The 26,145-nt window shown below is 68.5% G+C and carries 26 protein-coding genes and 1 pseudogene; 15 read left to right on the top strand and 12 right to left on the bottom strand.

Annotated features, from left to right (window positions below):
• The first annotated feature begins 4 nt into the window (after positions 1-4).
• The gene (gene purH / locus F1643_RS01000) at positions 5-1,609 is read left to right on the top strand and encodes a bifunctional phosphoribosylaminoimidazolecarboxamide formyltransferase/IMP cyclohydrolase (RefSeq protein WP_194909899.1); all 1,605 of its coding nucleotides are present in this window, start codon (positions 5-7) and stop codon (positions 1,607-1,609) included.
• Between the two features lie 116 nt (positions 1,610-1,725).
• On the opposite strand, the gene F1643_RS00995 is transcribed toward purH, so the two are convergent.
• From F1643_RS00995 to F1643_RS00975, 5 genes are all read right to left on the bottom strand, one after another.
• Positions 1,726-2,622, bottom strand: coding sequence for an RNA polymerase factor sigma-32 (locus F1643_RS00995; protein WP_014248914.1), 897 nt, complete (start codon positions 2,620-2,622; stop codon positions 1,726-1,728).
• 341 nt (positions 2,623-2,963) lie between these two features.
• Positions 2,964-3,917: a hypothetical protein gene (locus tag F1643_RS00990; protein WP_194909897.1), complete on the bottom strand. Its 954-nt coding sequence runs from the start codon at positions 3,915-3,917 to the stop codon at positions 2,964-2,966.
• Between the two features lie 212 nt (positions 3,918-4,129).
• The gene (locus F1643_RS00985; protein WP_014248912.1) at positions 4,130-4,630 is read right to left on the bottom strand and encodes a CarD family transcriptional regulator; all 501 of its coding nucleotides are present in this window, start codon (positions 4,628-4,630) and stop codon (positions 4,130-4,132) included.
• Between the two features lie 386 nt (positions 4,631-5,016).
• Complete coding sequence (fdxA, locus tag F1643_RS00980; RefSeq protein ID WP_042693590.1) at positions 5,017-5,349, bottom strand: ferredoxin FdxA; 333 nt, start codon at positions 5,347-5,349, stop codon at positions 5,017-5,019.
• A gap of 148 nt (positions 5,350-5,497) precedes the next feature.
• Positions 5,498-6,430, bottom strand: coding sequence for a LysR family transcriptional regulator (locus F1643_RS00975; RefSeq protein WP_194909895.1), 933 nt, complete (start codon positions 6,428-6,430; stop codon positions 5,498-5,500).
• A gap of 172 nt (positions 6,431-6,602) precedes the next feature.
• On the opposite strand from F1643_RS00975, the gene F1643_RS00970 reads away from it, so the two are divergent.
• Positions 6,603-7,892, top strand: coding sequence for a YbfB/YjiJ family MFS transporter (locus F1643_RS00970; RefSeq protein ID WP_255542271.1), 1,290 nt, complete (start codon positions 6,603-6,605; stop codon positions 7,890-7,892).
• Positions 7,893-8,010: 118 nt separating this feature from the next.
• Complete coding sequence (locus F1643_RS00965; RefSeq protein ID WP_255542270.1) at positions 8,011-8,421, top strand: cyclic nucleotide-binding/CBS domain-containing protein; 411 nt, start codon at positions 8,011-8,013, stop codon at positions 8,419-8,421.
• A 51-nt stretch (positions 8,422-8,472) separates the two neighbouring features.
• Here the strand turns inward: F1643_RS00965 and F1643_RS00960 are convergent, their stop codons facing one another.
• Positions 8,473-9,192: a TerC family protein gene (locus F1643_RS00960; RefSeq protein WP_194909893.1), complete on the bottom strand. Its 720-nt coding sequence runs from the start codon at positions 9,190-9,192 to the stop codon at positions 8,473-8,475.
• A gap of 209 nt (positions 9,193-9,401) precedes the next feature.
• Positions 9,402-9,620: a hypothetical protein gene (locus F1643_RS00955; RefSeq protein WP_194909892.1), complete on the bottom strand. Its 219-nt coding sequence runs from the start codon at positions 9,618-9,620 to the stop codon at positions 9,402-9,404.
• Positions 9,621-10,070: 450 nt separating this feature from the next.
• Between F1643_RS00955 and F1643_RS00950 the strand changes: the two genes are divergently transcribed.
• From F1643_RS00950 to F1643_RS00935, 4 genes are all read left to right on the top strand, one after another.
• Positions 10,071-10,508, top strand: a complete 438-nt coding sequence (locus tag F1643_RS00950; protein WP_194909890.1) for a DUF4112 domain-containing protein — start codon at positions 10,071-10,073, stop codon at positions 10,506-10,508.
• Between the two features lie 67 nt (positions 10,509-10,575).
• Positions 10,576-12,003 carry an oxygen-independent coproporphyrinogen III oxidase gene (gene hemN / locus F1643_RS00945; protein ID WP_194909889.1) on the top strand — a complete coding sequence of 476 codons (1,428 nt, stop codon included), beginning with the start codon at positions 10,576-10,578 and terminating at the stop codon, positions 12,001-12,003.
• A gap of 382 nt (positions 12,004-12,385) precedes the next feature.
• Entirely contained in the window at positions 12,386-12,826 is a 441-nt protein-coding gene (locus tag F1643_RS00940; protein WP_244442478.1) for an SH3 domain-containing protein, read from the top strand.
• Between the two features lie 135 nt (positions 12,827-12,961).
• Positions 12,962-13,840: an ImuA family protein gene (locus tag F1643_RS00935; RefSeq protein WP_194909888.1), complete on the top strand. Its 879-nt coding sequence runs from the start codon at positions 12,962-12,964 to the stop codon at positions 13,838-13,840.
• Positions 13,841-13,860: 20 nt separating this feature from the next.
• Here the strand turns inward: F1643_RS00935 and F1643_RS00930 are convergent, their stop codons facing one another.
• Positions 13,861-14,043, bottom strand: a complete 183-nt coding sequence (locus tag F1643_RS00930) for a hypothetical protein (RefSeq protein WP_194909887.1) — start codon at positions 14,041-14,043, stop codon at positions 13,861-13,863.
• A 432-nt stretch (positions 14,044-14,475) separates the two neighbouring features.
• Here F1643_RS00930 and F1643_RS00925 point away from each other — a divergent pair, with 432 nt between their 5' ends.
• The 3 genes from F1643_RS00925 to F1643_RS00915 all read left to right on the top strand — a co-directional run bounded on the left by F1643_RS00925 (position 14,476) and on the right by F1643_RS00915 (position 16,061).
• Entirely contained in the window at positions 14,476-15,129 is a 654-nt protein-coding gene (locus F1643_RS00925; protein WP_370540422.1) for a DTW domain-containing protein, read from the top strand.
• A 66-nt stretch (positions 15,130-15,195) separates the two neighbouring features.
• Entirely contained in the window at positions 15,196-15,354 is a 159-nt protein-coding gene (locus tag F1643_RS00920) for a hypothetical protein (protein ID WP_194910179.1), read from the top strand.
• A 125-nt stretch (positions 15,355-15,479) separates the two neighbouring features.
• Positions 15,480-16,061, top strand: coding sequence for a tyrosine phosphatase family protein (locus tag F1643_RS00915; RefSeq protein ID WP_255542269.1), 582 nt, complete (start codon positions 15,480-15,482; stop codon positions 16,059-16,061).
• Between the two features lie 141 nt (positions 16,062-16,202).
• Here F1643_RS00915 and F1643_RS00910 read toward each other — a convergent pair whose 3' ends face one another.
• Together F1643_RS00910 and F1643_RS00905 are read right to left on the bottom strand one after the other, a co-directional pair.
• Complete coding sequence (locus F1643_RS00910) at positions 16,203-16,394, bottom strand: hypothetical protein (RefSeq protein WP_194909885.1); 192 nt, start codon at positions 16,392-16,394, stop codon at positions 16,203-16,205.
• A 114-nt stretch (positions 16,395-16,508) separates the two neighbouring features.
• Positions 16,509-19,031, bottom strand: a complete 2,523-nt coding sequence (locus F1643_RS00905) for a methyl-accepting chemotaxis protein (RefSeq protein ID WP_194909884.1) — start codon at positions 19,029-19,031, stop codon at positions 16,509-16,511.
• 275 nt (positions 19,032-19,306) lie between these two features.
• On the opposite strand from F1643_RS00905, the gene F1643_RS00900 reads away from it, so the two are divergent.
• The 5 genes and pseudogenes from F1643_RS00900 (at position 19,307) to F1643_RS00880 (ending at position 24,295) form a co-directional block, all read left to right on the top strand.
• On the top strand, positions 19,307-21,199 hold the full coding sequence (locus F1643_RS00900) for an ABC transporter ATP-binding protein/permease (RefSeq protein WP_194909883.1): 1,893 nt from the start codon (positions 19,307-19,309) through the stop codon (positions 21,197-21,199).
• Positions 21,200-21,222: 23 nt separating this feature from the next.
• The gene (locus F1643_RS00895; RefSeq protein ID WP_255542268.1) at positions 21,223-21,864 is read left to right on the top strand and encodes a biliverdin-producing heme oxygenase; all 642 of its coding nucleotides are present in this window, start codon (positions 21,223-21,225) and stop codon (positions 21,862-21,864) included.
• A pseudogene (gene pyrF / locus F1643_RS00890) lies at positions 21,861-22,587 on the top strand (orotidine-5'-phosphate decarboxylase). The gene F1643_RS00895 and the pseudogene pyrF overlap by 4 nt, the downstream one beginning before the upstream one ends.
• Entirely contained in the window at positions 22,584-23,228 is a 645-nt protein-coding gene (locus F1643_RS00885; RefSeq protein ID WP_194909881.1) for a phosphoribosylanthranilate isomerase, read from the top strand. Before pyrF ends, F1643_RS00885 begins: the two are co-directional and overlap by 4 nt.
• A gap of 95 nt (positions 23,229-23,323) precedes the next feature.
• Positions 23,324-24,295, top strand: a complete 972-nt coding sequence (locus tag F1643_RS00880) for a diguanylate cyclase (RefSeq protein WP_255542267.1) — start codon at positions 23,324-23,326, stop codon at positions 24,293-24,295.
• On the opposite strand, the gene F1643_RS00875 is transcribed toward F1643_RS00880, so the two are convergent.
• Positions 24,279-24,989 carry a hypothetical protein gene (locus F1643_RS00875; RefSeq protein WP_194909879.1) on the bottom strand — a complete coding sequence of 237 codons (711 nt, stop codon included), beginning with the start codon at positions 24,987-24,989 and terminating at the stop codon, positions 24,279-24,281. The genes F1643_RS00880 and F1643_RS00875 overlap by 17 nt on opposite strands.
• A complete protein-coding gene (locus tag F1643_RS00870; RefSeq protein ID WP_206692252.1) occupies positions 24,982-26,082 on the bottom strand; it encodes an AAA family ATPase in 1,101 nt (366 codons plus the stop codon). The genes F1643_RS00875 and F1643_RS00870 overlap by 8 nt, the downstream gene beginning before the upstream one ends.
• Positions 26,083-26,145: the final 63 nt, after the last annotated feature.

The following is a 26,145-nucleotide window of genomic DNA, read 5'->3' as shown; positions in this document are numbered from 1 at the left end:
CGCCATGAGCCCGCCCAAACCCAACCACGCCCCCGCCCCCGACAAGGTCCGCATCGCCCGCGCCCTGATCTCCGTGTCCGACAAGGCCGGTCTGGTGGAACTGGGCAAGGCGCTCGCCGCCCGCGGCGTCGAGATCCTGTCGACCGGCGGTTCGGCCCAGCGTCTGGCCGAGGCCGGCGTGCCGGTGAAGGAGGTCTCCGACCACACCGGCTTCCCGGAGATCATGGACGGCCGCGTCAAGACGCTGCACCCGCGCGTCCATGGCGGCATCCTGGCCCGCCGCGATATCCATGCCGACGCGATGGCCCAGCACGACATCCCCGGCATCGATCTGGTGGTGGTCAACCTCTACCCGTTCGAGGCCACGGTCGCCAAGGGCGCGGCCTATGACGACTGCGTCGAGAACATCGACATCGGCGGGCCGGCGATGATCCGCGCCGCCGCCAAGAACCACGATTTCGTCGCCATCGTCACCGAGCCGTCCGACTACGAGGCGGTGATGGACGAGCTGGCGACCCATGACGGCTGCGTCACGCTGGCCCTGCGCCGCAAGCTGGCCCAGCGCGCCTATGCCCGCACCGCCGCCTACGACGCCGCCATCTCCACCTGGCTGGCCGGCCAGCTGGGCGAGACCTTCCCGCCGCGCACCACCCTGTCGGGCGCGCTGGCCCAGACCCTGCGCTATGGCGAGAACCCGCACCAGCAGGCGGCCTTCTACGTCACCGGCGAGAAGCGTCCGGGCGTCGCCACCGCCGTGCAGCTGCAGGGCAAGGAGCTGTCCTACAACAACCTGAACGACACCGACGCCGCCTTCGAGCTGGTGGCGGAGTTCGAGCAGCCGGCCGTCGCCATCATCAAGCACGCCAACCCCTGCGGCGTGGCGCAAGGGTCCAACCTGCTGGAGGCCTACAAGTCGGCCCTGCTGTGCGACCCGGTCAGCGCCTTCGGCGGCATCATCGCCGTCAACCGCAGCCTGGACGCCGAGACGGCCGAGGAGATCTCCAAGCTGTTCGCCGAGGTGGTGATCGCCCCGGACGCCGACGAGGCCGCCCGCGCGCTGCTGGCGACCAAGAAGAACCTGCGCGTGCTGCTGACCAAGGACGTGCCGAACCCGGCCGAGCCCGGCATGATGATCAAGCAGCTGTCGGGCGGCTTCCTGCTGCAGAACCGCGACAGCGGCCGCGTCAACCCGGCCGAGCTGAAGGTCGTCACCAAGCGCGCGCCGACCGAACGGGAACTGGCCGACCTGCTGTTCGCCTTCCGCGTCGCCAAGCACGTCAAGTCGAACGCCATCGTCTATGCCAAGAACGGCGCCACGGTGGGTGTCGGCGCCGGCCAGATGAGCCGCGTCGACTCGGCCCGCATCGCCGCCATCAAGTCGGCGGAGGCCGCCAAGGCCGCCGGCCTGTCGGAGCCGCTGACCAAAGGCTCGGTCGTCGCGTCGGACGCCTTCTTCCCGTTTGCGGACGGCCTGCTGGCCGCGGCGGAAGCGGGTGTGACTGCGGTGATCCAGCCGGGCGGCTCGATCCGCGACAACGACGTGATCGCCGCCGCGGATGAGAAGGGTCTGGCGATGGTGCTGACCGGAATGCGGCACTTCCGGCATTGAGGTGATGGGGGGTGGGGAGGTTAGACCCCCACCCTAACCCTCCCCCGCGATCGGACCGGCCTTTGGCCGGCCGAGGGCGGGGGAGGGTCGGGGTGGGGGCAACCAGCGCGAAACCCTCACGCCTCCGCCAGCAGGTCGTCGGAATCCTCGACCCGCTTCAGCATCGACTGGCGCAGTTTCAGCAGCGCCCGGTGCTCCAGCTGGCGCACGCGCTCCTTGCTGACCCCCAGTTCGCGGCCCAACTCCTCCAGCGTGGCGCCTTCCTCGCGCAGCCGGCGTTCGCGGATGATGGTGCGCTCGCGCGGGCTCAGTTCGCCCAACGCCTCCGCCAGCCATTGCGACCGCGTGTTGGCGTCGCGCATGCCGATCACCACGTCCTCCGGAGAGGGGCGCTGGTCGGCCAGGAAATCCTGCCAGTCGTCGTCGGAGCCGTCGGCCACCGGGGTGTTCAGCGACTGGTCTGACCCGGACAGCCGCATCTCCATCGCCTCGACCTCGGCGACGTCGACATTCAGTTCGCCCGCGATCCACTCGCGGCCTTCCCTGGTCAGGGGCGCGCCGCTGCCGTTCCGGGTGGCGCTGTCGATCTTGGCGCGCAGGCGGCGCAGGTTGAAGAACAGCGATTTCTGCGCGGCGGTGGTGCCGGTCCGCACGATCGACCAGTTGCGCAGGATGTAATCCTGCATGGCCGAGCGGATCCACCAGGCGGCATAGGTGGAGAAACGCACCTCGCGGTCGGGCTCGAAGCGGCTGGCCGCCTGCATCAGGCCGACATTGCCCTCCTGGACGAGATCGCCCATCGGCAGGCCGTAGTTGCGGAAACGGGACGCGGTGGCCACCACCAGACGGGTGTAAGCCCGGACCAGCTGATGCAGGGCACGTTCGTCGTTGCCCTCGCGCCATTTTCGGGCGAGGTCGAATTCATGGTCGCGCGACAGCAACGGTTCGCGCATGGATGCCTTGATGAAGCTCAGATTCGCACGCTGAGTCTCCGGATCGTCGATGTATGCCATCCGTCCCTTCCTTCCCGTCTGGGCGGCATCGTGTTCCTTTGCATATCCCCGTACTTTCGGGTCTTCGCCGTTGCCGCCTGCCCCCGGTCGATGCCGTCGGGTTACACAACAAGCATGAGCGCGCCCTGTTGCGGAATCATACGCAGGTGTAGGGGGAACGGATCACAAGGGATGGACGATTTTTGCCGGTGGCCTATTCCATGGCGTTCCGGAGGATGGCGGGAGCGGTATGCGCGGGCAGGATGGACGGGCGGAAGGTGGACGGGCGGAAGGTGGACGGGCGGAAGGTGGACGGGCGGAAGGTGGACGGGCGGAAGGTCTGGGCTGGACCTAAGGGTGGATCACACCTGGAAAAGGTCCAGCATCTCGCCGAAAGAATCGAAGCAGGCGCAGACGAGGTGCCCACCGCGGCCGCAGCCGCCGTCCAGCGTCACCGTCACCGGGCCGACATCGACGCTTGGGTCTTCGGGCGACCAGAGAGGGTTGTAGCCGCGCACGAGGCGGCGGAAAGCGCCATAGGGTTGATCCAGTCGGGCGAAGGCGGCGCCGCCCCACCAGAAGGCATCGCCCTGGCCGGTCAGCGGACGCCGCGGGTCGATGCCGGCGCTGACCAGAAGCAGGCTGCCGCCCCTGCTGCCGGCGCTCCGGCTGTCGGCGCCGGGAGTTCCGTCATCCGTCCCGTCGCCAGAGGCCGGGCTTCCGACCGGGCCGCCGGTGTAGGCGGCACGGCGCAGGGCGTTGAACAGCGCCTCGTGTCCGGGATGGGCGGCCATCGACTGGCGCAGTTCGCGCGTCCAGCGGCCGAGCATCACGGCGCCGCCGCGCGCCGCCGCCATTCCCGCCTCCAGGGTGCCCCCATAGGCCGCCAGCGTCGGCGCCACGCCCTGGCGCAGCATCCAGTCCAGCACGGTGCGGGGATCGGGGGCGAAGTGAAGTTGCTGCAACTTCTGCCACATCTCCTCCTGCTGGCCGCGGAGGTAGACGATGTCCGACGCGATCATGCCCGGCATCGCCAGCAGTGCGATGCGGAAGGCCAGCAGCCGGTCGATGGTCTCCACCACCTCGTCGCCGAAGCCGATCATGTTGCCGAGATAGACCAGACGGTCGCCGGGGCGGAAGCGCTGGGCGATGGCATGGTGGATCACGTCCAGCCGGTCGGGCTGGGCATGGATCGCGCCGATCGCCCAGACGCGGCGCGGACGGCCGAGCGACGCGAAGCGGCTGTCGTCCTCGACGGCGGCGACGATGGTCCCGGCATGGCGGGCGGGATGACCAAGGCGCGGCGGCAGACCCAAACTCGATCCCCTTCGACGTCGTTCGCGAAGCCGTTGCCGGCGGCCCGCCCGGTGGTGCCGGCAAATGGCGGGACCGGAAGGCGGCGGGGAGTTTAGGCGTGTCATGCCGCCGAAACAAAGGTGAAAAAACGAGACGGGCGCGCGGCTTGACGTAGCAGCCGCGCGCCCGTTCGTGTCACGGACGGATTTTCGGGACGTATCCCGATCCGGCGTCAGGCCGCCTTGGACAGCACCGACTCCAGACGCTCCGTCGCCTTGGTCTCGTCGATCTTCTCGACGGCGGCCAGTTCGCGGGCCAGACGCTCCAGGGCGGCCTGATAGATCTGGCGCTCGCTGTAGGACTGGTCGGACTGGTCGGCGCCGCGGTAGAGGTCGCGCACCACCTCGGCGATGGACACCGGGTCGCCGGAGTTGATCTTGGCCTCATACTCCTGGGCGCGGCGGCTCCACATCGTGCGGCGGACGCGCGAACGGCCCTGCAGGGTCTCCAGCGCGACCTTGATGCGGTCCTTGGAGGACAGGCGGCGCAGGCCGGCGTTGCGGGCCTTGGTGACGGGAACCTTGAGCGTCATCCGCTCTTTCTCGAACGTGATCGCGTAGAGTTGAACCTCGAGTCCGGCGATGCTGTGGGTCTCGATCCCTTCGACCCGACCGACGCCATGAGCCGGATAAACGACGAAGTCACCGGCTTCGAAGTCAAGCTTGTTCGACATTTGGATTGGCTCTCACTTCTCGCGATCACGCCATTTTGCCGTCCCGGTGGAAGGGACGAAAAAGGACCCCGGACAGTTATGGCGCCGTGGGGGTGGTGCCCATCCACGACGATCACAAAAGCCACGAGTCCTTGAGCGAAGGGAAAACCGGCAATGGCGCGGAGGCCGGCTCCGGGCGCGTATTATAGCGATGTTACGCCCGAGTTACAAAGGGAACGCGCAAGCACCCGGGCGGAAATCGTCCATCGCCCGGCCATGGCCGACCCGTCGATTTTGCATGGCAACATCGGCGGGTGCAATCGGTTGATGCGGCCCGACTCGGAAGAGTCGCGGGTTTTCCCCTAAGGGAGAGCCCGGCGAGCCGGGCCGCATCCGCTGGTCCGGTCTCAGCCGCCCGCCTTGGGCGAGAAGAACTTCTCGAACTTGCCGTCCACGCCCTTGAACTCGTCGGCGTCCGCCGGCGCGTCCTTCTTGCGGGTGATGTTCGGCCACTGGCCCGAATAGTCGCGGTTCAGCTCCAGCCACTTGGTCGCGCGGTCGTCGGTGTCGGGGACGATCGCCTCGGCCGGGCATTCCGGCTCGCACACGCCGCAGTCGATGCACTCGTCGGGGTGGATGACCAGCATGTTCTCACCCTCGTAGAAGCAATCCACGGGGCAGACTTCGACGCAGTCGGTGTACTTGCACTTGATGCAGCCGTCGGTGACGACGTAGGGCATGATCTCTTCTCCGCTGTTCCGGCCTGCGGTGTCGGCCGCGCGTCGCTGTTCCGGTATCGCCCCAAAGGACATTCCTGGGGGGCGGATCGAAGCCGTTTCCAAAAGGTCACGCGCGTGGCACCGGGCCGGATGGCCAACCCGCGCCTGCCTAGCACGCCGCCGACAAGCCGTTCAACCCTGCGCGTGATGTGGGCGACCCTGTCGCACCGCCAATGGCGTCATTTAGGGGGGCACCGTCCGACACCGCCGCCAGGAAGGCGCGCAGGCTGCCCGTCTCGATGGAGTCGGCGCGGCGGACGAACTGGGTGGGCATGCGCGCCAGCGCGTCGGGCAGCGGCCGGGCCGCCAGCAACTCGCGCCAGGGTTCGCGCTCCACCACCGACCGCGGCATCACCGTCACCCCCATGCCGGCGCCGACGCAGCCCAGGATGGCGTCGAGCGCACCGAATTCCATGACGCGGAAGGGCACGCGCCCGGCCTCGCGCATCGCCATCTCGGCCCGGCCGCGATAGGCGCAGGCGCGGCCGAAGACGATCAGGGTGCGCCGCGCGCTGTCGGTGGTCAGGCCGGCGGCGGGTTCGGCCAGCACCAGTTCCTCGTCGAAGATGCGCCGGGCTATCAGGTCGGGATGCTCCACCGCGCCGCCGACGAAGGCGCCGTCCAGCCGCCCGGCCAGCACCTCGGCCAGCAGGGTCTCGGTCGGGCCGGGGGCGATGGTCAGTTCCACGTCGGGATGATCGCGGTGGAAGCGGGCCAGGATCGGCGGCAGCCGTACCGCGGCGGTCGATTCCATGCTGCCCACCGCCAGCCGCCCGCCGCGCCCGGCGGCCTCCGCCACCGCGTCGCGGGCCTGGGCGACCAGCCGCAGCACCCGGTCGGCATAGCCGGCCAGCACGCGCCCGGCCGGCGTCGGCTCCATCCCGCGGCTGAGGCGCAAGAACAGGTCGACGCCCAAATCCTCCTCCAGCCGCTTGACCCGCGCGGTGACGTTGGACTGCACGCAGTTCAGCGCCTCGGCCGCACGGCTGACGCTGCCGGTATCGGCCACCGCCTTCACCACCCGCAAACCGGCGAGATCCATCGCGACGCCTCCTGCAAACGCATGGCACCCATCACTGGAAGTGGAGCTTATCATCAGAACAATTCATTGGAAATGAGGGCCGGGCCGCAGCCATGATGAACGATCAAATCAATCGGCTGGCCGAACAGTCCCTAGTCCAACGAGCCGGCCGAAAACCGAGAGGGCGTGGATCATGGTTCGGGTGCTGGTCGGCGGCGTGATCGGGCTTGCCATCGCGATGGGGGTTGCGCGCTTCGCCTTCACCCCGATCCTGCCGGCGATGCAGGCGGCCACCGGGTTGGGGGCCGATGGCGCCGGGCTGCTCGCCTCGCTGAACTATCTGGGATATTTCGTCGGCGCGCTGGGGATGGGTCTCGTGCCGCATGGTGCCGCGCGCACCGCCGTGTTCCGGCTGTCGCTGCTGCTCAGCGTCGCCACCACCGCGGCGATGGGGCTCGACCTGGGCGATGCCGGGCAGGCGATGCCGGTCTGGCTGGTCCTGCGCTTCCTGTCGGGGGTGTCGAGCGCGGGCATCTTCATCCTGGGCATCGCCATGGTGCTGGACACGCTGGCACGCCAGGGCGGGGAACGCTTCGCCGGCTGGCTCTACACCGGGGTGGGGCTCGGCATCGCTTCGTCGGGGCTGTTCGTGGCGCTGTTCGGCGGACGGCTGGGCTGGGCCGGCGACTGGCTGGCGCTGGGGGCGATCTGCGCGGTGCTGGGGCTGCTGCCCGGCCTCTGGGTGCGCGATCCGGCGCCGCAGCCGCAAGCCGCCGCGGCAGGGACGGCGGGGAACGCCGCGGCGGCGCGGGCGGGCGGGCTGTCGGCCCCGCTTCTGCTGCTGACTCTGGCCTATTTCCTGGAGGGCGGCGGCTACATCGTGTCCGCCACCTTCCTGGTGTCGATCCTGAAGACCGATCCCGGCACCGCAGCGGTGGGCGAGGCGGCCTGGATGGTGGCCGGGCTGGGGGCGATCGGCGCCGGAGTGTTCTGGGCCGCGGTCGCCCGGCGGACCGGCAGCTGGTGGGCGCTGATCCTGGCGCACCTGACGCAGGCCGTCACCATCCTGCTGCCGATGACCGGTTCGCCGACGGTCGCCGTCATCTCCGCCCTGCTGTTCGGCGGCACCTTCGTCGGCATCGTGTCGCAGGCCTTCGCGCTGGGACGGCAGCTGTCGGCCGGCGCATCGGCCAAGGTGGTGGGAGCGCTGACCGCCGCCTATGGGCTGGGCCAGATCATCGGGCCGCTGCCCGCCGGGCTGGTGGTGACGCACACCGGCAGCTTCAACGCCGCGCTGCTGGGGGCCGCCGCCGCCGTGCTGCTCGGCGCGCTGCTGCTGGCGGTCGGCATGGTGATCGCCGGGCGGCGGTCGTCGGCGGGGCCGGCGCTGGACGCTCCCAATGCTTCGCCCAATGCTTCGCCCAATGCTTCGCCCAATGCTTCGCCCAATGCGTCGCCCAATGCTTCGCCCAATGCTTCGTAAGTATTCGTAAGGCTTGCCTGCGACAATCGGCGCCGCGCCCGCAGCAATACCGCTGTTCTCCCCCATCGTCCGCTTTGGCTACAGTCTGGCCCACAACAACGAGATCCCGGGGGACTCCATGAAACGCAAGCTGGTTCCGGACGTCGTGAAGGCGCAGGAACTGATCCTGGTGCCGGAGGATACCTCCGTCGCCACCGTGTCGAAGATGATGGCCGACAAGAACATCGGCGCGGTGCTGGTGGTGAACCATGGCGCGCTGATCGGCATCGTCACCGAGCGCGACCTGAACAACAAGGTGCTGTCGAAGGACCTCGACCCGTCGGCGGTGGAGGTGGGGGCGGTGATGACCCGCAACCCGGACAGCCTGCCGCCCGACGCCGACGCGGTCGATGCGCTGAAGCTGATGCACGACAAGCATTACCGGCACCTGCCCATCACCCAGGGCAAGCGCGCGGTCGGCATCGTGTCGATCCGCGACCTGTTCAAGGTCGCCTACGAGCACATGATGGCCGAACGCGCCGAGGCGTGATGGCGGCGTGATGGGAGAAGAGGGGGCGCCGCGCAAGGCGCCCCTCTTCACTCAATGCTTTGGGGTTGCCTTGCGCTTGGCCAGCAGGTTCAGCGCCTCCACCAGGGTGGAGAAGGCGATGGCGAAGTACAGGTAGCCCTTGGGGATGTGGAAGCCCAGGCCGTCCGCCACCAGCGCCACGCCGACCAGAAGCAGGAAGGACAGCGCCAGCATCTTCACCGTGACGTGACGGTTGACGAAGTCGCCGACCGGGCCGGAGGCGAACAGCATCACCGCCATGGCGATGACCACGGCCGTGACCATCACCGGCAGATGGTCGGACATGCCGACCGCGGTGATGACGCTGTCGAGCGAGAAGACGATGTCCAGGAACATGATCTGGACGACCACCGAGGTGAAGGTGGCGTGCTTCGGCGCCGTGCCCCCTTCCTCGTGGCCTTCGACGGTGTGGTGGATCTCCAGCGTGCCCTTGGCCAGCAGGAACAGGCCGCCCAGGACGAGGATCAGATCGCGGCCCGACACGTCCCATCCGGCGACGGTGAACAGCGGCTGGGTCAACTGCGCCACCCAGGCGATGGAAGCGAGCAGGGCCAGGCGAGTCAGCAGCGCCAGCGCCAGACCGACCTGACGGGCGCGCTGCTGCTGTTCGGGCGGCAGCTTCGACGCCATGATCGAGATGAAGATGATGTTGTCGATGCCCAGCACGATTTCCAACGCGGTCAACGTCAGAAGGCTGGCCCAGACATTCGGGTCTGCGAGCAGGTCGAGCATGAAGAAGCGGGGCTCCGGCGGCCGTTGGCGCAGTCAGGGGATTGTGCGCCGGCACCGTAAGGCGCCAGCGTGACCGCGCGCAGATGAGGTCGCCTCCCGCCCGCTGCAAGAGGGGCGGGAGCGATTTAGCCGCAGGAATTCGGTTATAGCCTGTCCGGCGGAGATGGGATGCCGGGCGGCTGATGCAAGAGGAATGATGCGGGGGCCGATCAGGATCCGAAGGCCCGGTGCCCCCAGGCCGCAGCCTCCGTCCGGTTGGTCTCCATCCGTCCGCTGTCGGTCCTGCCGGCCTCCGTCCGGGGAGTCCAGGCACGGCGACGCACCGCCATCTGCAGGCGGCAGTCCTGAGAACAGTAGCGCGGCGCCGGACCGCGCGCGGATGTGCGGACGAACGGCCTGCCGCAGCAGGCGCAATAGAGAGTGGTCATGGTCGTTTCCTCCGAAACGGGCGGCCGTTTGCCGGCCTTGCCCCCGCGCCGCGGGATTGAACGTCCCCGCGGCCTTGCTGATGCGTTGGCTGTATTGTGTCCAGGGGTTGCGGGCGCTGCCAGCGTTCAAAGGGCATAAGCCGCGGGAGCGGAAAGTATTCGATTCGGAAAATCCGAGCAGAGGCAGAGGCTTAGATGATCTTGCGCGTCAATTCGCCGCGTCGTGTCTGTCGGGGGCGGCATTGCCGTCCCGGCGGCCACCGACATCTGAAGCCGCAGCGGTTGAAGGCCGCAGCGGTTGAAGATTGTCGGCAAGGATATCCGGCCATGGTATCTGCTGGGAGTGCGAACTTTGCGCGTCGCGTGCGGAACCCGCGGGGGCGGTGAGGGGTTCTTCCCTTGCGGGGATTCGCGCGTCAGGCGCGGGACCGACTGATCGGGGGACTTGCGATGATCGACGCCATCCGCACACGCCGGCGCAACCTTGCCGAAGACCTCCCGCCGGGCGGTTCCGGCAGCAGCGTCCCCATCGATTTCCAGCGGCTGGAGCGGCTTCGCCGCCTGTCCCGTCTGATGGACAGCCGCTGGCGCATTCCCTTCACCCGCATCCCCATCGGGCTGGACGGAATCGCCAGCATCGTGCCGGTGGCGGGGGATACCGCGACCGCCGTGGTCTCGGCCTACATCATCATGGAAGCGGCCCGCTTCGACCTGCCCAAGTCGCTGCTGGCCCGCATGGCCTTCAACGTCGCGCTGGACTGGGCGGCCGGGTCGATCCCGGTGGTGGGGACCGTGTTCGACATCGCCTTCAAGGCCAACCGGGCCAACCTGAACCTGCTGCACGAGCATCTGGAGCAGCGTCTGGCCGCCGCGGCAGCGAAGCGCTGAAGGACGGCCCCTGCGGTCTTGACGTGGATCAAGGCGGGGGTGGGGTGGCTGCGGCACTCTGTCGCTCATGAACGCCATCACCGCCCTGGCCGTACAGCCGGCCCCCGCCAATCCGTCCCATTCCCATGGTGTCGCCCACGGAGTGGATGCCGCGCTGCTCGCCAAGTATGACGGGCTGCGGGTGCCGCGCTACACCAGCTACCCGACCGCACCGCACTTCACGCCCGAGGTGAACGGCGAGGTCTATGGCGGCTGGCTGGAGGCGATCGATCCCGCGCGCTCCGGGTCGCTCTACCTGCATGTGCCCTTCTGCCAGAAGATGTGCTGGTACTGCGGCTGCCACACCAAGATCGTCGCGCGCTATGAGCCGATCGCCGAGTATCTCGGCCATATGCGGCGCGAGATCGCCATGGTGGCCGACCGAATTCCCGGCCGGCTGGCGGTGCGCCACATCCATTTCGGCGGCGGCACCCCGACCATGATGGCGCCCGACGATTTCGAGGCGATGATCGCGCTGTTGCGCACCCGCTTCGACGTCGCCGCCGATGCCGAGCTGGCGGTGGAGATCGACCCCCGCACCCTGACGGCGGAGATGGCGGCGGCGCTTGGCCGCGCCGGGGTCAACCGCGCCTCGCTGGGCGTGCAGGATTTCGACGAGACGGTGCAGCAGGCGATCAACCGCGTCCAACCGCGCGCCGTGACCGAACAGGCGCTGGCCTGGCTGAAGGAGGCCGGTATCGCCAGCGTCAACCTCGACCTGATGTACGGCCTGCCGCACCAATCGGTGGAGAGCGTCACCCGCTCCGCCGAGATCGCGCTGGAGATGGCGCCCGACCGGCTGTCGGTCTTCGGCTACGCCCATGTGCCGTGGATGAAGACCCACCAGAAGAAGATCGACGAATCCGTGCTGGCCGGCTCGCTCGGCCGGTGGGAGCAGTTCGCCGCCATCGGCGACACGCTGGCCGCCGCCGGCTACAGCGCCATCGGTCTGGACCATTTCGCCCGTCCCGGCGACGAGCTGGCGGTGCAGCAGGAGGAAGGGCGGCTGGGCCGCAACTTCCAGGGCTACACCACCGACGACGCCGAGGTCCTGCTGGGCTTCGGCTCCTCTTCCATCGGCGCGCTGCCGCAGGGCTATGTGCAGAACGCCGTGCCCTTCGACCACTATGCCGCCGCCGTCGAGGAAGGCCGCCTGCCCACCGGCAAGGGCATTGCGCTGACGCAGGACGACAAGGTACGGCGCGACCTGATCATGCGGCTGATGTGCGACCTGTCGGTCGACACCGCCGCCATTGCCAGCAGCCACGGCCTGGACGAGTCCGCCTTCGACGCCGAACTGGAGGGCATGGCCGATCTGATCGCCGATGGCGTCGCGGTGGTTGAGGGACGGCGCGTCCATGTGCCGGAGAGCGCCCGCCCCCTGATGCGCATCGTCGCCGCCCGCTTCGACACCCACCTGTCCAAGGGCGCCGGCCGGCACAGCCGGGCGGTTTGAGGGCCGGGCGCTCTGACGGGCGCTCTTCAAAAGAAAAGGCGGCCGGCGCCACCCGCCGACCGCCTTTTCCCGTGCCGCGCATCCGAACCCACACGTCTACGCGGCAACCTCGTCGATGCCCTGTATCGAAGTTCGCTCTGCGACATGGCTGTCCGGCCGGTGTCGGAGCTGTGCCCGATTGTCGAGATACGCAGGCCGGGGGTGAACTCCTGCGCTCCGGCTTCGGGTCGGGCTCCGGGTCCGGCCGCCCCAAAAAGCGCATGGCGATCCCGGTTGCGCTGCGGTAGCGAAGGAAGCCCCGCCTCCTGTATGGGTCGCGCCGAAGGCCGATGGCCTTCCTGCCTTCACTCTGCCCCGTTCAAGGTGAGCGATGATCCGGCGCGTGCGTACCCTTCCGCTGATGGTGGCCCTGGTCACGCTGACGGTTCCCGGCTGCATGCCGTACCAGCGCATCCCCAACCCCCCGACCGTGCGCACCGCGCCCGACAGCGGGGCCGGGCTGGAGCCGATGTATGGGGAATGGCAGGTGGACAGACCGACACCGGTCTATGCAAAGCCCGCCGCCGGGTCGGGCGTCGTCGCCACGCTGGGCGCCGGGCAGGCGGTCAGCACGCTGGGCCGGGTGCGCAACAGCGATTGGGTCGCGGTGAAGGCCGGCGGCTCCACCGCCTATGTCCGGCTGCACCTGCTCAGCCTGAAGGGCAACACGCCGCGCGGCAGCCGCGGCACCTCAACCACCCTGGAAAAGCCCGTCGACAATGCCGGCCCGACCATCAAGGCGGCACCGCGCGGCAAGATCGGCGCCACGCCCATCGCCAACTGACCCGGGCGCTCTGGTCCCGGCACATCCGGTCCCAGGATCCTATCCCATCACAAGACAGGAGTCGCAGACTCCCCCTCGACAAGGCTTCGTGATAGAACATATCAGGAACATATGCCTGTCGAGCGGAGCCGAGTCATGTCCAGCCTGCCGTCCCCTTCCGTGCCCGCTGAGTCTGCGCCGCGCGACCGTGCCGGCGTGCTGGCCGACCTGCGCGCGCGCATCCGGCGGATCGAGGGGGCGGGCGGTGAAGGAGGGCGGACCCTGCCGTTCGGGGTGGAGGCCATCGACGCGCATCTGCCCGACGGCGGCCTGCCGCTGGGCTGCCTGCATGCGGTGACGGCGGAGGATCCGGGTGCGGGCACCGGCTTCGCCGCCACTCTGCTGGGCCGGCTGGCGACGCCGAAGGCTCCGGCATTGTGGATCCTGCGGGGACGCGACCTCCATGCGCCGGGTCTGGCGGCCTATGGGCTGACACCGGACCGGCTGGTGGCGGTGCGGGCGGTGCGGGCGGTCGACGCGCTGTGGGCGATGGAGGAGGCGCTGCGCTGTTCCGCCCTGTCGGCGGTGCTGGGCGAGTTGGAGGGGCTGGACCTCACCGCCAGCCGGCGGCTGCAGCTGGCCGCCGAGTCGTCGGGGGTGACCGGTTTCCTGCTGGATCTCGGCGCAGGCATGCCGGGCCGCAGAGGCGGAAGGCCGGAAGGGCTCAGCGCCGCGGTGACGCGCTGGCGGCTGGATGCGGCACCCAGTTCGGATGAGGAGGAGGATAGGGCCCCGCGCCCGGCCGGAGGCCTGCCAGGATTGGGGGCGCCGCGCTGGTCCGTCGCGCTGGAACGTTGCCGCGGCGGACGTCCGGGCCGCTGGACCCTCGTCCGGGAGGAGGAGGGTTGGCGCGATGCCGGAGATCCCGACATCGGAGATCCCAGGGTCGGAAACCGGTGGCAGATGTCCGACACCCGACAGTCAAGCCGGGAAAGCGGCCCGTCGGGTCACCGCCCGGCTGCCGCCGGCCGGTGAGTGCCGTCAGGAGGTGCCGCTCAGTAGTCGGTCGCCCAATCGGGCTCGCGGCGGGCGGCCTGCTCCGAGTCGTCCGGCTCGGTCATCCAGCGGGGATCGTCAGCGTCCAGCGGCGCATAGAGCGGCAGCTGGCGGGCGAATTCCGCCGTGTCGGCATCGCGGCGCTGCTTCAGCAGGCGGTCGGCAAGGTGGGCGGGCAGCATGGCAGGTCTCCTTCTGAGCGCCGGATGGCACCGTGGATCAGCCTGACAAAGGCCGGTCCTGGCCCACCCGTCGTCCTGTTTGCCTGGATACTAATTACGCAAGTTCCAGGCCAGCTGTTAAGCGCGTCACACGAGGTCCATGACACACGAATAAGTCTCTACAAACGGTTTATACGAAGCCACTTTGAACCCAGATGAACCGGTATGACACGGGGTGTGGTCGGGGGGATCTGTCGTACATGCCGTGGCGGCGGTCACCGTTCGGTTGGCAGCCGCCGCTCTGCGAGTGAGATGTGTTCCCTTCCGCGCCATTCCAACCCATATTCGCGGCCAATCCTCTTCAAGGAATGCGTACCTCCCATGCACAGCGCCCCCGCCCCCGAGTCTTGCCCCAACTGCCTAAAACCTAATCACCTGTGCATTTGCGAGGCAGTGCAGCCGATCGACAACGGCGTGTTCCTGCTGATCCTGCAGCACCCGCAGGAGAAGCGGGAGAATCTCGGCACCGCCCAGATCGCCCATCTGCAGTTCGCCAATTCGATGGTGAAGGTCGGGCTGAGCTGGCCGGGGCTGAAGCGCATCCTGGGGCGCGAGGTCGATCCCAAGCGCTGGGGCGTGCTGTATCTCGGCCCGGTGCAGGAGGGCGGCGCCCCGCGGGCCGAGGTGGCGGTGGTCGACAAGAACGGCCAGCCGCTCCGCGACAGCGCCGAGATCCTGGAGGACCTGGAGGGCGTCATCGTCCTGGACGGCACCTGGAGCCAGGCCAAGACCCTGTGGTGGCGCAATGCCTGGCTGCTGAAATGCCGCCGCATCGTGCTGAACCCGCAGTTCCGCTCGCTCTACGGGCAGGCGCGCAAGGAGCCGCGGCGCGACAGCGTCTCCACCCTGGAGGCCGGCGCCTTCCTGCTGTCGCGGCTGGAGGGCGATCAGGCGATCCTCGACACCGCGCTGAAGCCCTTCTCCCTGCTGCTGAAGAAGCTGCGCCAGCCCCGCCCGCGCCCTGCCGCGCAGCCCCCGCGCGACGATGCCGGCGGCGCTGCGGATGGCGGCGAGGCGGATGGCGCTGATGGAGGCGGGGAGGACTGATCTCCTTCGGCGCATCTCCTTATCAGTCGGTCGCGCCGCTGCAACGAACCGGCACCTGGGCTGTTGATGATGGATGAGACGGCCGGGACCGCACCGGCCAAGAGCACCGGCCAAGACATCCATCAGAGCGAAGGAAGGAGACGCGCCATGCGAGGCATCCTGCTGTGGCTGGTCGGCATTCCGATCCCGATCATCATCCTGCTGTACCTGTTCAACGTGTTCTGATCGGCCTTATCCGGGCGAAGTGGCCCGCATACGAACGGTTGCCGGGTTGACGGGGGCGCGGCGCGGGGTGCCAAATGCGGCCCCCGGCCCCGCGCTTTCCCCCTTATCCGCAATCGAACGAGAGAATGATGGCCAGCGATTTCGTTCCCTTCGGCCTGACCGTCTGCGGTCTCCGCGAGCTTTGCAATTTCGGCGGCGGCAAGGTCAGCCATGTGCTGTCCATCCTCGATCCCGAGATGACCGAGCCGAGCGACTTCGGCGATTACGGCGAGCATGAGCGGCTGGAACTGCGCTTCCATGACATCATCGAGCCGACCCGCGGCCAGATCGCGCCGGAACGCGCGGACGTCGAACGCATCCTGGCCTTCGGCCGCGACCTGCTGGCCGATCCGGTGGACTGCCGGCACCTGCTGGTCCATTGCCATGCCGGCGTGTCGCGTTCCACCGCCGCCCTGACCATGATCCTGGCCCAGGCCCAGCCCGACCGCCCGGCCGCCGACGCGGTCGCCGCCGTGGTCGCCATCCGCGCCCAGACCTGGCCCAACCTGCGCATGACCGAATTCGCCGACGACATCCTCGGCCGCCGGGGCGAACTGGTCGCCGCCGTGCGCCAGCGCCATTTCACGCTGGGCAAGCAGCGCCCCGAACTGGTCCAGTTCATGATCGACAACGGCCGCATCCGCGAGGTCGAGGATTTGATCGACTGAGAAGAGCGTGGGAACTCTCTCGGCCGTCATTCCCGCGAAGGCGGGAATCCAGTTTTCCCAGTGAAAACCAATGGGTAAGCCTGGATCCCCGCCTTCGCGGGGATGACGATGGAAAAGTACCGCCTGAAAACCCACAGCCCTTTACCGCAGCGGCGCGGTCACCACGTCGACCGACGTCTCGGCCACCGTGCCGATGACGTCCACGGCGGTGTCGGCGAGGCTTACGGCGCCGCCGGCCACGCCGGTGACGGCACCGCAGCCGGCCAGCGGACCGCCGAGCAGCAGCAGGGCGGCGAGGGGGAGAAGGCGGTGCCTGAGGGGGCGGCGGGACATGGAGTCCTCCAAGGACGAAAGCGCAAAAAAGAAATCGGCGGGAATTGCAGCACGCAATCCCCACCGATTCGTTAATCCAGGCTTTTAGCGCAAAGGCCGGCTGATCTTCTCCGCTCAGAATTCCTTCCAGTCGTCGTCGTCGCTGACGCTGTGCTTCAGCACCGGGACCGCCGTCGCCGTGCCGCGCGCCGGGGCGTCGGTGCGGGCGGCGGGCTTGGCCGAAACATTGCCGTGGGCGGTGCCGGCGCCGCGGGCGGCAGGCTTCGCCGCCGGTTTGGCGGCCGTACCGCGGGCCGAGGCCTGGGTGGGGGGCTGGGCCGGGGTGCGGCGGGTGGTCGGGGCGGAGTAGGCGCCGGTCATGGCGTGGGGTGCCGCGGCATAGCCGGAACCGACGGCCTGATCGAACTTGAAGAAGCCGACCAGCGCCTTCAGGTCGCCGGCCTGACCGCTCATCGCCTGGGCGGCGGCGGTGGTCTCCTCCACCAGGGCGGCGTTCTTCTGCGTCATCTCGTCCATGTTGGCGACGGTCGAGTTGATCTCGTCCAGCGCGGTCGCCTGCTCGGCCGAGGCCGAGGCCATCTCGGCGATCAGGGTCGCCACCTGCTGCACGCCCGACACGATGCCTTGCAGCGCGTCGCCGGCCTTGCTGACCAGATCGACGCCGTCCTTCACCTGGGCGTCGCTGTCCAGGATCAGGCCCTTGATCTCCTTCGACGCCTGGGCGGAGCGCTGGGCGAGCTGCCGCACCTCCTGCGCCACCACGGCAAAGCCGCGGCCGGCATCGCCGGCGCGCGCCGCCTCGACCGCCGCGTTCAGCGCCAGCAGATTGGTCTGGAAGGCGATCTCGTCGATCACGCCGATGATGTCGGTGATCTTGCGGCTGGATTCCTCGATCCGGCGCATCGCCTCGATGGCGGAGCCGGCGACGCCGCCGCCCGACTCGGCGGAGCCGCGGGCCTGGGTCGCCATCACGTTGGCGCGCTGGGCATTGTCGGCGTTGGAACGCACGGTCGCCCCCAGCTCTTCCATGCTGGCCGCGGTCTCCTCCAGCGAGGAGGCCTGCTGCTCGGTCCGGTCGGCGAGGTCGGAGGAGCCGAGCGACACCTCGGCGGCGGCGGCGGCGATGGTCTCGGCCGCCTGGGTGATCTGCCCGACGATCTCGGCCAGCCGGGTGGAGGTGGCGTTGACGTCGGTCTTCACCCGCTCGAAGGCACCCTGGTAGTCGCGGGTGACGCGGCGGTTCAGGTCGCCCTGGGCCAGCGCGCTCAGCACCTCGCCCAGGTCGGCGATGACCGCCTCCACCGTGTCGGTCAGGCGGTTGATGCCCTCCGACATCGTCTTGTAGAAGCCGTCCTTGCCGGCCAGATCGATGCGGCGTTCCAGGTCGCCCTTCGACACGGCGTCGATCAGGCCGGCGATCTCCTCGCCGATGGCCTGCTCGCGGGCGCGCTGGGCCTCGGCGGTGCGGCGTTCGGCCTCCAGCCTTTCGCGCTCGGCCTCGTCCATCCGCTTCTTCTCGATGGCGTTCTCCTTGAACACCAGGACCGCCTTGGCCATGCGGCCGATCTCGTCGCGGTTCTCAAGGGCGGGAACGTCGACGGCGAGGTTGCCGGCGGCCAGCTCCGTCATCGTGCCGGTCATCTGCACCACCGGGCGGACGATGGAGCGGGCGGTGACCAGGGCGATCAGGATGCCGATGGCGAACGCGCCGACCGCCATGCCGATCAGCAGGGTGGAGGTGCGCTCCATGTCGGTCTGCGCGCCGGTCAGCACCGCCTTGCGCGCATCGGACTGCGAGGCGACGGTCTTCTCAACCAGTTCGCCGAACTCCTCCGCCTCCTTCACCATGGTGACGAAGGCCAGCGTCTGGGCGTCGCCGACGGCGGTGACAACGCGCTTGAAGCTGTCCAGGTAACGGGTTGCGCTCTGCACCGCATCCTCCGCGGCGCGCTTCTGCGCCGGATCGGTCAGGCGGGCGGCCAGCGCGCCGGCGGTCTTGATGAAACCTTCCATGCGGGTGCGCACCTCCTCCTCGGCCTTCGCCGTCGGATCGGTCAGGAATCGCTGGGCGCTGAGGCGGGCGAGGATCAGCGATTCCTGCGCCTGGCCGGCGTAGGCGGAGGCCTCGAAGTCGCCGGTGGCGATCCCTGCGGCCATCACCTGGCTCAGTTCTTCGCGCGCCTTGACGCCCAGCGGCACCAGCTCGTCCGACACCAGCCGGTCGCGCTGCTCGCGCAGCTTCACCAGCTGGGCGAAGTTGGCGCTGTAGCTGTCGACCTTCTGCGACATGCGCGCGATGAGGGCGCGGCGCCCTTCATCCAGCGTAGTGTCCCGCGAGGTCCTCAGCATCTCCGACAGAGTCCTCTGCTGCGCCTGGATCGGCGCGACCAGGGCGTTGTTCCCGGAGAAGGAATAGTTGACCACGTTGCGCCGCATGTTCGCGACCAGGCTGTCGATGTCCGAGATTTTGATCGAGTTGTCGGAAATCGACGCATAACGGGTGAAGCCCTCCTCCACCGTCGACAGCGACCGGACGCCCAGTGCGGCCACCAGGGTGAGAAGGGCGAGGATCAGAAGGAAACCCACCTGGATGCGGGTGCCCACCTTGAATCGGCCGGCGAAACTGGCGTTCTGCATGGTCAAATGCCTTGGTCTGCGGTGCGGATCGAACGCGATACGCCCGGCAGGGTAGAGGAAGATGGTTTCCAGTCCGTTGCCATGGCGACAGGAAATGCACCGCAGGCTGACCAGGGCCGCGCCAAAAACGTGCCAAAGAGGCGACATGCCCCTTTGACGACGCCGCACGGGTTCCTAGGTTAGGTCGCCTGACCCCAATCCCTTGCGACGGCTCTTCGGAACGGCGCCATCCCCGCCGCGATTTCCCGAACAGTCCCCGAGACCCGAACAGACCGATGCGCCGCAGTCTTCCGCCAAGCACCCCGGCCAGCTCCGATTCCGGCGCATTCTCCCGTCCTTCCGGCGATCTGCGCGCGGCGATCCGCTCGCTGGCACCCTACATCTGGCCGCACGATTCGATGGAAACGCGGGTGCGGGTGGTGCTGGCGATGCTCCTGCTGGTGGGGGCGAAGGTCGCCAACGTCTATGTGCCGATCTTCTACAAGCATGCGGTGGACGCCCTGACGCCGGCCGGCGGGGCGGTGCCGGGGGTGAATGCGGTTGTCGCCATCCCCCTGGGACTGATCGTCGCATACGGCCTTGCCCGCGTGACCTCGCTGATCTTCGCCGAACTGCGCGACGCCGTCTTCGCCACGGTGGCGCAACGCACCATCCGCAAGGTGGCGCTGTCGGTGTTCCGGCACCTGCATGCGCTGTCATTGCGCTTCCACCTGGAACGCCAGACCGGCGGCCTGACCCGCTCGCTGGAGCGCGGAACGCGGGCGATCGAATCGCTGCTGCGCTACACCCTGTTCTCCATCGTGCCGACGCTGGTGGAGATCGCCCTGGTCTGCGCCATCCTGTGGAAGCTGTTCAGCATCTGGTTCGCGCTGGCTACCTTCGTCACGGTGATGGGCTACATCCTCTACACCTTCTTCGTGTCGGAATGGCGGATCAAGTTCCGCCGCCTGATGAACGACACCGACAGCAAGGCCAACACCAAGGCCATCGACAGCCTGCTGAACTACGAGACGGTCAAGTATTTCGGCAACGAGGAGCATGAGGCCCGCCGCTACGACGGAGCCCTGCAGAGCTATGAGGCGGCGGCGGTGCGCAGCCAGCAGAGCCTGTCGCTGCTGAATGTCGGCCAGTCGGCGATCATCTCGCTGGGGCTGGCGGTGGTGATGGGCATGGCCGCCAAGGGCATCGTCGACGGCAGCATGTCGCTGGGCGACTTCGTGCTGGTGAACACCTATCTGCTGCAGCTCTACCAGCCCCTGAATTTCTTCGGCGTCGTCTATCGCGAGATCAAGCAGTCGCTGATCGACATCGAATCGATGGTGACCCTGCTGGCGGTCGACCGCGAGGTGGCCGACGGTCCCGACGCGAAGCCGTTGGAGGTCGACGGGGCGGAACTCCGCTTCGAGGGGGTGGAGTTCGGCTACGATCCGCGCCGGGCGATCCTGAAGGATGTCAGCTTCACCGTGCCGGCCGGCAAGACGGTCGCCATCGTCGGCCCGTCCGGGGCGGGCAAGTCCACCATCAGCCGGCTGCTGTTCCGCTTCTACGACGTCAACGGCGGCAGGGTGACGATCGACGGGCAGGACATCCGCGACGTCACACAGGCCTCGCTGCGGGCGTCCATCGGCATCGTCCCGCAGGACACCGTGCTGTTCAACGACACCGTCTTCTACAACATCGCCTATGGCCGCCCCGGCGCCAGCCCGGCGGAGGTGGAGCGGGCGGCAAGGCTGGCCCACATCCACGACTTCATCATGGCGCTTCCCGATGGCTATCAGACCACGGTGGGCGAGCGCGGGCTGAAGCTGTCCGGAGGCGAGAAGCAGCGCGTCGCCATCGCCCGCACCATCCTGAAGGACCCGGCGATCCTGCTGTTCGACGAGGCGACGAGCGCGCTGGACACCCACACCGAGCGGGAAATCCAGGCCAACCTGCGCGAAGTCAGCCGCGGCCGCACAACGCTGGTGATCGCCCACCGGCTGTCCACCGTGATCGACGCCGACGAGATCCTGGTGCTGGAGGCCGGCCGGGTGATCGAACGCGGCCGCCACGCCGACCTGCTGGCCGCCCGCGGCGCCTATGCCGCCCTGTGGGCGCGGCAGCAGGAATCCAGCCAGGGCTCGACCGGGGATCCGACGCCGCTGCCCGGCGTGCTGGCGCCGACCTGACCGGAACTGGGAATCGAGGAAACATGGGACCGGCAAGGCAGGCGCTGCGCGCCGCGACGCGGGAAAGCCACGACCGGCTGGATAAGGCGGCAGTGCTGCAGCCGCTGGTCCGGCCGGACATCACGGCCGACCAGTATGCCCGCGCGCTGGCCTTGCTCTACGGCTTCAACGCGCCGGTCGAACGGGCGCTGGGGGAGGCTGGTTCGGCGCGGATGGCGCTGCTGCGCGAGGATCTGCGGGTGCTCGGCACCGATCCGGATACGCTGCCGGACATGGTGGGGCTGCCGCCGCTGGACAGTGCGCCGGCCCGGCTGGCGGCGCGCTACGTGCTGGACGGCTCGGCCCATGGTGGGCGGGCGATGCTGCCGGGGATCACCCGCGCGCTGGGGTATGACGCCCGGCGCGGAGCCCGTTTCCTGGCGTCGGACGGGTTGGACATGGCGGGCGCCTGGAAAGCCCTGGTGGTGAGGCTGGAGCGGGAGCTTGCCGATCCGGCGGCACTTGCGGTCGCCTGCGCCACCGCCGCCGGCCTGTTCGCGGCGCTGGAGCGGTGGATGGCGGAGCAGCGGATGGGGGAGCAGAGGGTTGAAACTGGCGCATCGCCCCATCCCTTGCTAGGGTGCCGGACCATCCGCATCCGGGTTCTGGAGACCGCCTTCCCATGACCGCGCCAGCCTCGCGCATCTATTGCTCCGTCGACACCACCGAAATCGAAGCCGCCCGCCGCATCGCCGGGCAGGTGGCCGGGGCCGTCGGCGGCATCAAGCTGGGGCTGGAGTTCTTCATCGCCCAGGGGCCGGCCGGCGTCCGCGCCGTGGTGGGGGAGGACGGGCCGCCGCTGTTCCTCGACCTGAAGCTGCACGACATCCCCAACACGGTGGCGGGCGGCGTGCGCGCGGCGCTGCCGCTGAAGCCGGCCTTCATGACCATCCACAGCTCCGGCGGGCCGGCGATGATGCGCGCGGCGGCGGAGACGGCGGCGAGCGCCGGTGCCGATCGGCCGAAGATCCTGGCCGTCACCGTCCTGACCAGCCTGGACGAGGGTGACCTCGGTGCGGTCGGGCAGTCGGTGCCGGTGGCCGATCAGGTGGTGCGGCTGGCCAAGCTCGCCAAGGCGTCCGGGGTCGACGGCGTCGTCTGCTCTCCGGCCGAGGTGGCGCTGGTCCGCGCGGCCTGCGGACCCGATTTCATCCTGATGGTGCCCGGCATCCGCCCGGCCTGGGCCGCCACCAACGACCAGAAGCGCATCATGACCCCGGCGGAGGCGCTGGCTGCCGGCCGCCGACCATCTGGTCATCGGCCGCCCGATCACCGCCGATCCCGACCCGGCCGCCGCCGCCCGCCGCATCGTTGCAGAAATCCATGACAATTTTGGGGGGACCGCATGACCGTCGCCGCCAAGATCTGTGGCCTGACCGAGCCCGAGAGCCTGCGCGCCGCCGTCGCCGGTGGGGCGCGCTATGTCGGCTTCGTCTTCTATCCGCGCAGTCCACGTGCCATCGCCCCACCGATGGCGGCGGAACTGGCGCGGCTGCTGCCGACCGGCGTGCGCTCCGTCGGGCTGTTCGTCGATCCCGACGACGAGTTTCTGGAGCATGTCACCGGGCAGGTCCCGCTCGACCTGATCCAGCTGCATGGCGCCGAGACGCCGCGCCGCATCGCCGAGATCAAGGCCCGCTATGCCTTGCCGGTGATGAAGGCGATCCGGGTCGGCGGGCCGGAAGACCTGACCGCGGCGCTGGAGGCGGCGGAGGTGGCCGACCGGCTGCTGTTCGACGCCAAGCCGCCGGCCAAGGTGTCGGCGCTGCCCGGCGGCAACGGCATCGCCTTCGACTGGACGATCCTGGCCGGCCGCAGCTGGCCGCGCCCCTGGATGCTGTCGGGCGGCCTGACGGCGGAGAATGTGGCGGAGGCGGTGCGCGTCACCGGCGCCACCGAGGTCGACGTGTCCTCGGGCGTGGAGGATCGTCCCGGCCGCAAGGATCCGGCGCTGGTCCGCGCCTTCCTGTCGACGGTCGCCGGGCTTTAGGGCCGGTCTTGCCCGAAAGCGACCTGTTTTAGACGAATGCTTCGGCTTATCTTGATCGCATGGCGGGACCTTGCGCCATCGGGTAGGATGCGCCCATGAGCGATTCGACCACTCCGTCCACAACCGAGGCGCTCGGCGCCGTGCTCGACGAGCACCTGCGCTGGATCGGCCAGTGGCAGCGCGCCGTATTCTACCGTGAGGGCCGCGGCGGGGAGCGGTCGTCGGCCCCGGCCTCCTTCGCCGCCTGGTGTCAGGCTGCCAGCCGCGACGACCTGTTGCAGCAGCCGGCGGTGCAGAAGCTGGCCAACCTGCACGAGCAGATGCACCGGCAGGCCCGGCTGATCCTGCTGAAGGCGTCCGGCGGCGAGCCGCCGACCGAGGCCGAGTATGAAGGGGTGATCGGCCGGTTCGAGGAGTTCATGCTGCATCTGCGCCGGATGGAGCGCGCCTTCGCCGCCGCCGCCTCCGGCCTGGATCCGCTGACCGGTCTGCGCACGCGGCGCGGCATGGGCGAGGCGCTGGAGCGTGAGCACAACCGCTACCGCCGCACCGGACAGCCCTTCTGCGTCGCGCTGTGCGACATCGACAAGTTCAAGGGCATCAACGACAGCTACGGCCACGACATCGGCGACCGGGTGCTGGCCGCAACCGCCGCCGTCATCAGCCGCGGCGTCCGCAGCTTCGACGAGGCCTTCCGCATGGGCGGCGAGGAGTTCCTGGTCTGTTTGAAGGAAACCGGGCTGGACGAGGGCTATGCGGTGATCGAGCGGCTGCGCGTCGATCTGATGCGCTCGCCGGTGATGCTGCCCGACGGCCGGGTGATCCCCGTCACCGCCTCCTTCGGGCTGGTGGAGGCGGTGTCCGACCTTCACCGTCGACGATCTGGTGGTCTGCGCCGACCGGGCGCTCTATCAGGCCAAGAATTCCGGCCGCAACCGCGTGATCCGCTACGGCATCGACCGTCCGGAGCCGAAGCCCGTTCCGGTGAAGGCGGGTCGGGGGTGATGCCGACGGTCATCGGCGAGGAGGATCGGGCGAGGATCGTCGGAGTTAAAGCCGGGCTATAGCGGACCTGAGCTCTCCATCGAAGCGGGCGGCTTCGATCAAACCACCCGGTCCCGCAATCCGCGGCCACTGGCTCACGAGTTCCGACTGGTGGGTGCGGTAGTCGCTTACGCTCTTGCGAATGCGCTGTCTCTTGGGCTGCTGGCCCAGCCGTCCTTCGGGATTGGCGAAGCAGTCGAAGGGATTGACCCTGAGAAGTTCCCGGTCGGTGGGAAAAAGCGAGGCGACGACCCAGGCTTCCGTGCTCTTTGACGGCATGCAGATGACCGTCGTCCCGGGTACCGCCGGTTCACCGCACCAGCTGAGCAAAACCCGGCGCAATTCATCGGTCGTCGCAGCCGGCGGGGGACACGGGCGCGCGCATGGCAAGGCCAGATCGGTGGGGTCCGGATCGATGTTGCCGCTTCTATAGTCCAAGTCGGCGACATCGGCATCGAGATGAATGATCAGGAGATCGTAATGGAGGAGCAGCTTGTTCCCCGATATGCTTCCGCCAGCCTGGACGGCGGTTTGACGGCACCATTTGTAGACACCGGGCCATCCGGTGCCTCGCTCTCCGAACGCCTCTGAAACTTCCGGCTGAAGCCGCGTGACGATCCGGCTGCGTTCCCGCAGCACCGTGGCCAATACCGCTTCGATGACGATCTGGTCCGTCGGACCTTCGACGATGAGGCCGATCCGTAACGGTTCAGACATTGGGAACGGCTCCCAGATAGCCGTTCACCCACATCCGCGACAAGGTCCATTCATCGTTCGGGCGGCGGCGAAGGGCCTCGGCCAGATCGATCCGATTGACGCATGTGTGACCGTTGCTGTCACGTTCGATGGCGAACAGCCTGACATCCGGCTGGCCCAGAGGCAGACCGTCGAGCACGGAGGGGTTGTGGGCCGTCAACAGCCACTGCCGTTGCAAACTGGAGGACGCCGTCCACCTGCACAGCGCCGAGGTCAACTTGCGCGCCAGGAGTGGATTGAGCGCCTGATCGAAATTATCGATTGCCAGAAGCTCCGGGGCCCTGTGATGCAGGGCCAGGACGGCGCAGAACAGGATGTAGAGCGCGCCCTCGCTTGCGTCGTATCCGGACAGGCGGTTGCGTGTATTCGCCATGTAGCGGTCCACGAACTGGACGACCAGAGGCGACCGCGCCGCCGAAGGGGACAGAGGGACCGATGTCGACGGCACAACGGAGAAATCCTGGCTCCAATCGACCATTTCCACGACGTCGTCCAGCAGTTGGGCCGTGCTGTCCGACCGCCGGGCCGATAGGAGCAGTTCGTTCACGGCTTCGGGCAGCCGTCCGCCGGACAGGCCGACCGGAGCGCGCGACTGGATATCCGTGACCTGCATGCGCAGGGTTGGCGTGTTCGGACTGTAGATGGCGAAGTGCCGCAACCGCTGCATCAGATGCACCGCCGGAGAGTCCGCGGGAAGATCGGCGACTTTCAGCGCCGCCAGCCCCTGCTGGAACTCCAGCCCGGTGTTGCTTCGCGGACCACGGGTCAGCGCCTTTTCATTGCCGGGCTGGATCAGATTCTCATGCTTGAACTTCCAGGCCGGGCTCGGATCCGTCGACGGATTCCACAGAGTGACGCTATAGGATGCGCCGTTCGTGTCCTCTCCGGCGAAAGCGATGTGCTGTGCCAGGCTGGTTTGCGGAAAAGCTGATTTGTAGAGCCTGGGGACGCCGGGACGAACGCCGCGACGTAAAAGCGATTCATCGTCGACGCGCCCCGACGCTGCCGCGCTGAGCACTCCGAGCGCTTCGAGAAGGTTGCTTTTTGCCGGCACCGTTGGCGCCGATGAATAAATTCACACGCCCAAGTTCGATCTCGATTTTCGCCAGCGACTTGA

This window comes from Azospirillum sp. INR13, from assembly GCF_015390205.1.
Taxonomy (GTDB): Bacteria; Pseudomonadota; Alphaproteobacteria; order Azospirillales; family Azospirillaceae; genus Azospirillum.
The sequence above is the reverse complement of the archived record's forward strand: the minus strand, read 5'-3'. Positions and strand labels throughout refer to the sequence as shown.